Annotated in this window: 9 protein-coding genes and 1 tRNA gene; 8 read left to right on the top strand and 2 right to left on the bottom strand. The window is 61.9% G+C overall.

Annotation, left to right across the window (positions count from 1 at the left end; translation table 11 throughout):
- Window positions 1–83: 83 nt before the first annotated feature.
- Window positions 84–857 (bottom strand): LysR family substrate-binding domain-containing protein, encoded by a 774-nt coding sequence (locus Y707_RS26960; RefSeq protein WP_051442129.1) that lies wholly within the window; start codon window positions 855–857, stop codon window positions 84–86.
- Window positions 858–955: 98 nt separating this feature from the next.
- Between Y707_RS26960 and Y707_RS0116765 the strand changes: the two genes are divergently transcribed.
- Window positions 956–1324 (top strand): DUF5997 family protein, encoded by a 369-nt coding sequence (locus Y707_RS0116765; RefSeq protein WP_026535932.1) that lies wholly within the window; start codon window positions 956–958, stop codon window positions 1322–1324.
- Between the two features lie 41 nt (window positions 1325–1365).
- On the opposite strand, the gene Y707_RS0116760 is transcribed toward Y707_RS0116765, so the two are convergent.
- Window positions 1366–1448: transfer RNA gene (locus Y707_RS0116760), tRNA-Leu, on the bottom strand.
- Between the two features lie 309 nt (window positions 1449–1757).
- Between Y707_RS0116760 and Y707_RS0116755 the strand changes: the two genes are divergently transcribed.
- The 7 genes from Y707_RS0116755 to Y707_RS26950 all read left to right on the top strand — a co-directional run.
- A complete protein-coding gene (locus Y707_RS0116755; protein WP_026535931.1) occupies window positions 1758–2507 on the top strand; it encodes an FHA domain-containing protein in 750 nt (249 codons plus the stop codon).
- A gap of 8 nt (window positions 2508–2515) precedes the next feature.
- Window positions 2516–2998, top strand: a complete 483-nt coding sequence (locus Y707_RS0116750; protein ID WP_026535930.1) for an FHA domain-containing protein FhaB/FipA — start codon at window positions 2516–2518, stop codon at window positions 2996–2998.
- Window positions 2995–4599: a PP2C family protein-serine/threonine phosphatase gene (locus Y707_RS26955; RefSeq protein ID WP_051442128.1), complete on the top strand. Its 1605-nt coding sequence runs from the start codon at window positions 2995–2997 to the stop codon at window positions 4597–4599. The genes Y707_RS0116750 and Y707_RS26955 overlap by 4 nt, the downstream gene beginning before the upstream one ends.
- Complete coding sequence (locus Y707_RS0116740; RefSeq protein WP_026535929.1) at window positions 4596–6029, top strand: FtsW/RodA/SpoVE family cell cycle protein; 1434 nt, start codon at window positions 4596–4598, stop codon at window positions 6027–6029. The genes Y707_RS26955 and Y707_RS0116740 overlap by 4 nt, the downstream gene beginning before the upstream one ends.
- Window positions 6026–7468: a peptidoglycan D,D-transpeptidase FtsI family protein gene (locus tag Y707_RS0116735; protein ID WP_026535928.1), complete on the top strand. Its 1443-nt coding sequence runs from the start codon at window positions 6026–6028 to the stop codon at window positions 7466–7468. The genes Y707_RS0116740 and Y707_RS0116735 overlap by 4 nt, the downstream gene beginning before the upstream one ends.
- Window positions 7465–9243 (top strand): protein kinase domain-containing protein, encoded by a 1779-nt coding sequence (locus tag Y707_RS0116730; RefSeq protein WP_026535927.1) that lies wholly within the window; start codon window positions 7465–7467, stop codon window positions 9241–9243. Before Y707_RS0116735 ends, Y707_RS0116730 begins: the two co-directional genes overlap by 4 nt.
- A 67-nt stretch (window positions 9244–9310) precedes the next feature.
- Window positions 9311–10201, top strand: an 891-nt coding sequence (locus Y707_RS26950; RefSeq protein WP_155853076.1) for a protein kinase domain-containing protein, incomplete at its 3' end; no start/stop codon positions are given.

Here is a 10201-nt window from a genome sequence, read left to right as displayed (position 1 = left end):
CGGACGCGTAACCGTGTCCGCTGAAACCTGGACCGGATTGGCCAGGCGGTTGGTGGCGGCCTGCCAATAATTGCCTGCCACGACTACCTGCCGCCGCCCCGCCGACGGTTCCGCCCGGCGGAGCCTTTCCCACGGCCACCGCTGCTGCGGCCACTGCTGTTCGCGCCGCCGCTTCGCCCGCCGCTGGTCCGTCCGGCCTTGCTTCCGGTCTTCGACCCGCCCCCCTTACCCGACCCCTGCGCGCGCGCCGACCCTCCCGCCGTCGTCGGCGTTGTGCCGTCCGGCTTTAGCGCTCCGGCGGCTTCAGAACGCGCGGAAGGCTGACGTGAACTGTTGGCGGTACGGCCGCGGACGATCCCGACGAATTCCTCGGTCAGCTCTGACGTATTTGCGGCCAGCCATGCCAGACCAATCCGGCTTTCCTCCACACCGGTGACCGGGCGGAACACGACGTCTTTCCTGTTGTGAAGACGCGCGACGGACATGGGCAGGATCACGAGTCCGGCCCCCGAGGCTGCAACTTCCACGGCCATCGCTTCGCCGCCCATCGCATCCGGATCAAGGAAAGGATCGTCGAGGCTGTCGAGCTCGACCTCATCGAAGACGGAGATCTCGTGGTCTTTGGGCCCAACAACAACCGGCTGTTCGGAATACAGCGGAATTACATGCAAGGACTCGTCCTCCACAGGCAGCCGGACGAAAGCCATATCCGCCCTGCCCGAATGCAGCATCTCAAGCTGGGCACCGACGTCGCACGGGAAGGCGTCAATCGGCACGTCCGGATGCCGCTCCCGCCAACGGCTGAGCCACTTGCCCGGTGTTACTCCCGGGGCAAACGCGATGCTTAACGACTCCAAAAGGGGCACTCCATCACACTAACCCAACGGCTGTTCAACCGTCCCGGTGCACGGGCCGATACCCTTGTTCCATGAGCACCAATCAAACTTCGCAGTCCATGAAACCGGCAACCGCGGCCAAGAAACTCGGAATCTACCTTCCTGCCACCCCTGCCGGTTTCCAGGAGTCGGCCATCTCGCGGGCCGAATTCAACGAACTGCAGGCCAATCCGCCCGAATGGCTGACAGAGCTGCGGCGCAACGGACCTCATCCCCGCCCGGAAGTTGCGCGGAAATTGAACGTCTCGGTCAGCGGCCTCGCGCGCGGAGGTGTAACTGAGGCGTTGACGACGGCGGAGATTACGGCGCTGTTGGAGAACCCGCCGCAGTGGCTGGTTGAAGAACGCGCCACACAGGCCAAGGTCCGCGCGGAGGCTAAACGGATCAACGGGGACAGCAAAGCCACTAACCCCAAGGCGGACGCTTAACGAAGAATGCCCCGGTCCGAAGACCGGGGCATTTCCCGTAGTGCGCGAGGGGGGATTTGAACCCCCACACCCTTTCGGATACTGGCACCTGAAGCCAGCGCGTCTGCCGTTCCGCCACTCGCGCATGCGCATTATTGAAGGCCAAGACCCCCGATAACAGCGAAATCCAGCATAGCTGAAACAGTCCGGATATGCATAAACGACGTCGATCGGTCGATTGTGAGATAGGTCAACACCCAGCCTGAAAAGAACAAAACCACAGCTCGATTCGTTAGCCTTTAAGGTCAATCGATACTGACCCAAGTAGTATCGGTAGGAAGTCAGGTTCTGGAGAACGTACATCCCGGGTGCCCAAACCCGGTACGTGCCCGGTGCCCGGCTGCAATTATCAGCGGCGCCGGGCGCCGGACGAGTACAGGGAGGAGGCAACGCAATGGGCCTGTTGGACAATGTGGAACGTGGCATTGAAAAGGTCGTCCGTGGCGCCTTCTCCCACGGTTCCAATGCCGAGGTACAACCAGTCGAAATCGCTAACCGGCTCCGCCGCGAGCTGGACAATAAGGCCATGACGCTGTCCGCCGGACGGACGCTGGCACCGAATATTTTCGACACCCGCCTTAGCTCAACGGATTTTGAGCGTGCCCAGGAATGGGGATCCTCGCTCGCCGAGGAACTGTGTGATGTCATCATCCGCCACGTGAACAGCCAGAACTACACTCTGCAGGGCCCGGTCCGGGTCTCCTTCACCAGGGACAGTGAGCTGAAGGGCGGCGTATTCGAAGTCCAGTCGAGAACCGAAAAATCCGGTGACGCACCCGCCGCGGCTCTCCGGCCATCCGGACCGCCGCGGCCGAGTGCTCCCGCCCGTCCGCCATCTCAGTTGCAGCCGGTGCTCGAGATCGACGGTCAGCGGTACTCGCTGAATGCCGCGTCAGTCGTGCTGGGCCGCTCCTCGGATGCCGACATTACGGTCGATGACACCGGCGTTTCCCGTCGTCATCTCGAAATACGTACCGGAAACGGCCGCACCCGGGCCGTGGATCTTGGTTCCACCAATGGCAGCTATGTCAACGGCCGGAAGATCGACGGCGAGGTTGAGCTCACCGACGGCGCCACCATTTCGATGGGGCGTACTAAAATCACGTTCCGGCTGTTACCGGCACGGAATGGGGGACGCGGGTGAGCCCTGAGATCAGCGAACTGACCATTACGGCTCTGCGTTTCGGTTTCCTACTGTTGTTGTGGGTCCTTATCTTCAGCATCGTCAGCGCCCTCCGCCGGGACCTGGCCGTGGGACGCAGGACCCGCACCGGCGCGCCCACCGCACGGCAGGTCCGGAAGAATCCCGAAATGGCCGAGCACGCGCCTCCGCCGGCCAAGCGTCCGCTGCGGGAACTCGTCGTCGTCGAGGGACCATTGCGAGGCACAACCCTCGACCTTGCCTCCAGCCCCATACTTCTTGGCCGCGCACAGGAATGCACCCTGGTGCTGGACGACGACTACGCGTCCGGCCGGCACGCACGCCTTTTCCCGCAGGGAAGCCGATGGTTTATCGAAGACCTCGGCTCAACCAACGGGACCTACCTGGCCGACTCGCAGCTGACTCGCGCACTGCCGGTTGAGCCCGGGATACCCATTCGGATCGGTAAGACGGTCATCGAATTGAGGCAATGACCGTGGTCAAGATCCTGCGCTACGCGGCGCGATCGGACGTAGGGAAGGTCAGGTCAAAGAACGACGACTCCGCCTACGCCGGCAGGTATCTGGCGGTCGTGGCGGACGGCATGGGCGGTCACGCCGGGGGCAACATTGCCTCGGCGTCAACGGTGCTCGAGCTAATCCATTTGGACGACGACGTCTACCACGGGGAGGCCGGAACGGCGCTGGCGGACGAGATCCAGACCGCGAACTCCCTGCTCTCCGACCTTGTCCGGACGAGTCCGCAGCTGGCTGGCATGGGCACCACCGTGACCGCCGTACTGCTCTCGGAAGACAAGCTGCATTTCGCGCACATAGGTGACTCAAGGGCCTACCGGCTCAAAAATGACACCTTTGAGCGGATCAGCATCGACCACACTTTCGTCCAACGCCTGATCGACGAGGGCAGGCTGCGGCCCGAAGACGCCGAAACCCACCCGCATAAAAACGTGCTGATGCGGGTGCTGGGTGACGTGGATGCCAGTCCCGAGCTGGACTTAATGTCCTTCGACGCCGATATCGGCGAACGCTGGATGCTCTGCTCGGATGGGCTGAACGCCGTGGTCGACGAGCGCACCATCGAGCAGATAGTCCGCGGCTATCCGGATCTGCAGGAATGCGTTGACCGGCTCGTGGAGCTAACTCTCGAAGGCGGCTCCCCGGACAACGTCACCATCGTCGTTGCCGAAGTTGCGGAAAAGACATCCGACAATATTGCGACGACGGCCCTCGCCGTGGTCGAACCCGGATCCGCCGAAGAGGCGGAAGGCAGTGGGACCGCAACCACGGCCGCCGGCAGCGACCCGGATGATGCGTCAACGCGGAACAGCGAAGACGCCGGGGACAACATAGACCATCTGAATGCGGAGGTGCTGCGCGAGGAGTTGGCCAGCCGGCCGCATGTTCTTGTCGGTTCGGCCGCCACCGTTGCCAGTACCGGAGAAATTCCGACCATCGCAGAGCGCACCGCACAACGCCGCGCGGCCACGTTGCTGACCCACAAGTCGCCGGAAACTGTAGAAGAGTTCGAGGAAGAAGAGAGCGTCCCGCGGTCCCGGAGAGGACTGTTTGCGGTTATTGCAGCAATCGTCGTTATCATCCTCGCCGGAGGCCTCTGGGCTGGCTACGCCTGGACGCAGACCCGGTACTACGTTGCAGAATACGAGGGCAATGTGGCTATTTATCGAGGCATATCCCAGGATCTTGGACCCATTTCACTGTCCTCGCTGCGCACTAAGACCTTTGTAGAGGTGGAATCGCTGCCGGAGTATGCACAGCAGCGCCTCGAGCGGACATTGCCGGCTGAGGACCTGAACCACGCGTTCCGGATCGTCCGCGACATTCAGTTCCCCGGCCCCGATCCCCGGCAGCCGGACTGTCCGCCTGTGCCGTCTTCGCCGTCAACTACGGGGACAGCGACGCCCGACCCCACAGACAGTCCGTCCGAGTCCCCCTCACCCGAGCCGGACAGTACATCCACAGCGAGCCCGGACAGCACCGAGAGTCCGGGCAGCAGTGAGAGCCCTGAAGCGGCCGGTCCCTCCGGTGAGCCTGCTGAGTGCGGAGATTTATCATGAGCCAAGTCGCAACTGTGCCGAAGCCACGGCGGAATATCGAGGCAGTATTGCTCCTGCTCGCCCTGGTTGTCGGCATCGGGGCCAACATGCTGGTCGATCTGGACTCCGGCCGTGCCTTCACACAGGAGTTCTTCGTCCAGGCCGGAACCTTGGCCGGCATCGTCTTTGCGTTCCATATCGTGCTGCGGATCAAGGCAAAATATGCCGATCCGATAATACTTCCGATTGTTACTGCCTTGAATGGCATCGGCATCGCCATGATTCATCGGCTGGACTTGACAACCGGCAGTGCCGCCGCCGCCAGCCAGCTGCTCTGGACCGCCGTCGCGATCGTCGTCGCCATCGTCGTGCTGCTGGTGCTCAAGGACCATCGGATACTGCGCCGGTTTACTTATATTTCACTGGTGGTCAGCGCCGTGCTCCTGATCCTTCCGCTGGTTCCCGGACTTGGTGCACAGATCAACGGCGCGCAGATCTGGGTCCTGGTGGGCGGATATTCATTCCAGCCGGGTGAAATAGCAAAGATTACGCTTGCTATATTCTTTGCGGGATATCTATCTGCCAACCGCGATTTGATCCTGCTTGCAGGTAAAAAGGTCGGTCCGTTGCAGTTTCCCCGGCTAACTGACATGGGACCCATGCTCGCCGCCTGGGGGGTCAGTATCGGGGTGCTCATCTTCCAGCGTGACTTGGGCTCGTCGATCTTGTACTTCGGATTGTTCATGGCCATGATCTACGTGGCCACCAGCCGGGTCAGCTGGGTGATCATCGGGTTCGCGCTGATCGCAGCCGGTGGATATGTCGCGGCCCAACTGTTTCCGCACGTAACGCTGCGGATCGACAGTTGGATCAACGCTTTCGATCCCGAAGTCTACAACCGCGCCCCGGGCGGCAGCGGGCAGATTGTCCAAGGTCTATTCGGTCTTGCCAGCGGGGGCCTCACGGGCACCGGCTGGGGTCAGGGACGGCCGGATCTTGTCTCGTTCGCCAACAGCGACATGATCATTGCTGCGCTGGGCGAGGAACTGGGCTTGATTGGCCTCTCCGCCATCATCCTGCTCTACGTACTCCTGGTCACGCGTGGCTTCCGGGCAGCCCTTGGAACCCGGGACGGGTTCGGCAAGTTGCTCGCCTGCGGACTCTCGTTCGTCATCGCGCTGCAGTGTTTCGTGGTCATCGGCGGTGTGACCCGGCTGATCCCACTGACCGGTCTCACCACCCCGTTCATGTCGGCCGGTGGTTCTTCCCTGCTGGCGAATTGGATCATTATTGCCCTGCTGCTGCTGATCTCGGATGCGGCAAGGCGGCCCGTGGCGACCGGACCGATGCCAAACGAGGATCTCACGGCTGACACCCAACCGCCGTCGAGCATGTCCGGGTCCAGCGGAAAATCAGATGGAACAGCAACCGAGGCGGTGCGGAGACTATGAACCAAGCCATTCGAAACTCGTGGGTTATCGCACTGACCATGTTCGCTTTGGTCCTGGGATCGGTGACTTACGTCCAGTTCTTTGTAGCGGACGAACTTCAAGCCAACGACTGGAACAACCGGCAGCTGTACCAACAGTTCGGCAGCGACCGGGGAGCGATACTCGTCGATGGGCAGCAAGTTGCTCATTCCGTTCCCTCGGACGACCAGTTCAATTACCAGCGCGTCTACGAGCCCGGGGAAATGTATGCGCACCTGACGGGCTACTTCTCCCTCGTCTACGGAGCGACAGCGCTGGAGGACGTGATGGGTGAGGAGCTCTCGGGCGATGCCAGCGAGTTGTTCATTGATAAGGCCATGTCCCTGTTGTCCGGCAATCAGCCCAAGGGTTACTCCGTGGAGCTGACGATTGACCCCGAGATCCAGCGGTTGGCTTACGAAGCGCTCGGTAACCAAACAGGATCGATCGTGGTCATGGACCCGGAAACCGGCGACATCATCGCTATGGTTTCCAAACCGTCCTACGATCCAAACCTGTTGGCTGGACACAGCTCCAGCCAGGTAGTGGAGAACTATCAGCAGATCACGTCGGCGCCGAACAACCCCTTGTTCAACCGCGCCATTGAGGGTGACCTCTATGCCCCCGGATCGGTGTTCAAAATCATTGACACCGTCGCCGCGCTGGAATCCGACGAATATTCTCCGGAAAGTACGCTTCCGAATCCTGCCGCAATGGAGTTCCCCGGTCTGGACTACACCCTGCCCAACTTTGCCACTGGCGGTTGTTCCGCCCAGAGGGAGGCGAGCTTCGCTTTCGCCCTGGCGCAGTCCTGCAACACGCCATTTGCCAGTATTGCCTTGGAACTCGGCGGTGAAGCCATCCAGCAGGAGGCTCAGGAGTTCGGTTTCGGACAGGAACTGAGCATTCCGCTGCGCGTCACCCCGAGCATCTTCCCGGATGGTTTGGACGACGCTGCCCTTGCCCAGTCGTCTATTGGGCAGCGAGATGTGCGGGTAACGCCGCTGCAGGTGGCGATGATGTCAGCCGCCATTGCCAATGACGGCGTCATCATGAAACCGCAACTGGTCGAAACGGTACGTAGTCCGGACCTGCAACCGGTCAGTTCGCCCGAGCCGGAAGTCTTTTCCACCCCGACCAGCCCCGAAATCGCGAATCAGATCACCGACTGGATGGTAGGCGTGGTTGACGAGGGCATCGGTTCGGCGGCCGCCATCGAAGGCGTTGAAGTTGCCGGTAAGACCGGTACGGCGGAGCTCAGTACGCCCGGTCAGAACAACTCCTGGTTCACTGGTTTCGCCCCTGCGGATGATCCGCAGGCAGTGGTGTCGATCGTCGTCTCGGATGTCGATATTGAAACGGGCGCACAATTTACGGGTCCAAACGCTAAGCGACTTCTTGAGGCGGTGTTGAACAGGTGAGGCCAACTTCTGGAATCACACTCGGCGGCAGATTCCAGCTGACCGATCGTATTGCGATCGGAGGCATGGGGGAAGTCTGGAAGGCACAGGATCAGGTTCTGGGCCGGCTGGTGGCCATAAAAATCCTCAAGGAGGAATACACCGGCGACGACGGGTTCCTGGAGCGTTTCCGCGCCGAGGCCCGGCACACTGCACTGCTGAGCCACCCCGGCATCGCGAATGTCTTCGATTACGGCGAAGAGGCGGGATCCGCCTATCTCGTAATGGAACTTGTCCCTGGTGTTCCACTCTCGACCATTATTGAACGCGAACGCGTCCTCTCACCGGACCGGACGCTCTCCATCATTGGCCAGACCGCCCGTGGACTGGCGGCAGCGCACGCGCAGGGCCTGGTACACCGGGACATCAAGCCGGGAAACCTCCTGATCACTCCGGACGGCCGGGTGAAAATCACGGACTTCGGCATTGCCAGGCTGGCTGATCAGGTTCCGCTGACGGCCACCGGACAGGTGATGGGAACCGCCCAGTACCTCGCACCGGAACAGGCTACGGGCCAGATAGCAACGGGCTCCAGCGACATATATTCCCTGGGGGTAATAGGTTACGAATGCGTGGCCGGATCGCGGCCATTCTCCGGCGAGTCACAGATTGCCATTGCCTTGGCCCAGGTCAACGATGAACCACCGCCGCTGTCCGAGCACCTGCCGGCACCCGTCCGCGCGCTGTTGATGTCCATGCTGGCGAAATCGCCGGAGGAACGGCCGAAGGACGCAAAGTCGCTGGGTGATGCCGTTGATGCCATCCGCAGGGGTGACATCCGGGCGGCCGAAGCTGCCGTACCGGCCATGCTGCTGTTTGGTGCCGGGGACGGGGACGCAATCACTGCCCCGGTTGATGAGCAGCCGACGGCGGCGACGCAGGCAGTCACTGCCCCGGTGACGTCGGCCATGCCGGCCGTTGGCCACGATGATGATGCTGTCGAAGCCGAACGTGCCTGGGTCGAGGACGAAGAGGTGGTGGAGGAAGAACCGGAGCGCCGTGGCCGCAGTCCGTGGACCTGGCCGCTCCTTGCCTTGCTGCTGCTTATTCTCTTTGCCGTTATTGGTTGGCTGATTCTCACTCCACTGCTCGCGGACGATGAGGGCCCTCCGCCTGCGAGTGAGACCACGACGTCTGAGTCCGCGACGCCAACGGAATCTGAATCCGAACCGGAAACCAGCGAAAGCGCGGCGCCGACCCAGCCGGCACCGGCACCCGAACCGGAACCGGAACCGGAGACTCCCGAGGAGCCCGAAACGATAAATATTGTCGAGGCGGAATATCAGGGGAGGCCTTTCGACCAGGTCGCAGCTGAGCTCACAAACCTCGGGTTCGTTGTTGCGGAAGACCCGGTTCCGAGCCCAGAAGCGGCCGGTACAGTACTGGGCGTCAATCCAGTCGGCCAGCTCACACCGGGCGAGACCATTACCGTGCAATATTCCACCGGGCCGGAGCAGGCCACCGTCCCGGGTGGATTGATCGGTGCCGATGCGCAAACCGCATCAGCACAGATAGTTGATGCGGGGCTGCAGCCTCAACAGAGCGGGTCCCGGTACGATCCTTCCGTCCCCGAAGGACAAGTCATTGAGGTTTCGCCCGGTGAGGGAACCGCGGTTGATCAGGGATCGGTTGTAACTTATGTCGTATCTCTGGGGCCCAGCCCGGAACCCGAGGAATCGGCATCGCCAGCACCGAGTGAATCGACGTCCCAGGGTTTAGGTCCGGGCGTGCCGTAACCGACGCCCCAATTCCGCTCACCCCACCCACAGGCCCCACACCCTAGCCACCACTGACAGGAGAGATTTGAGCCAGCAACGTGTCCTCGATGGACGTTACGAAGTAGGTGAACTGATCGGCCGTGGCGGTATGGCCGACGTTCACCTCGGTCGTGACGTCCGGCTGGGCCGTTCTGTGGCCATCAAGCTCCTCCGCCCGGACCTGGCCCGCGATCCGCAGTTCCAATCGCGTTTCCGGCGCGAAGCGCAAGCGGTGGCGGGGTTGAACCATCCCAGCATTGTGTCTGTCTTCGACACCGGTGATCAGTGCGTGGTGGACGACGTCACCGAACCGGTCACCGTGCCGTTTATCGTGATGGAGTATGTCGATGGCCGGACGCTGCGTGATCTGGTCCGTTCCAAGGAACTCAGTATCGACGAGGCCATCGAGCACACCCTCGGCGTGCTTTCGGCACTCGAATACAGCCACCGGGCCGGAATCGTTCATCGCGACATCAAACCAGCCAATGTGATGGTCACGCCCGACGGCGGCGTGAAAGTGATGGATTTCGGTATCGCCCGGGCGATTGCCGACTCCGCAGCCACAATGACCCAGACCCAGGCGGTTATTGGAACGGCGCAGTACCTGTCTCCCGAGCAAGCCAGGGGAGAGACGGTCGACGCGCGAAGTGACCTTTATTCCGCGGCCTGCCTGCTCTATGAAATGCTCGCGAGCCGCCCGCCTTTCGTGGGCGACAGCCCCGTTTCGGTTGCATACCAGCATGTGCGTGAAGTACCGGAGCCCCCAAGCCGGTTCAACCCGGAAATCAGCTCCGCTCTGGATGGAGTGATGCTCCGCGCCCTGCAGAAAAGCAGGCAGGAGCGTTTCCAGGATGCCGCAGCATTCCGCCGGGCGCTGCGGGCGGCGCGGACCGGCGTCGCACTTACCCCGCCTGCACCCACTGTTCCCGAGCAGGAT

The organism is Arthrobacter sp. H14 (assembly GCF_000520495.1).
GTDB lineage: Bacteria > Actinomycetota > Actinomycetes > Actinomycetales > Micrococcaceae > Arthrobacter_C.
This window is presented reverse-complemented; position numbering and strand designations above follow the sequence as displayed.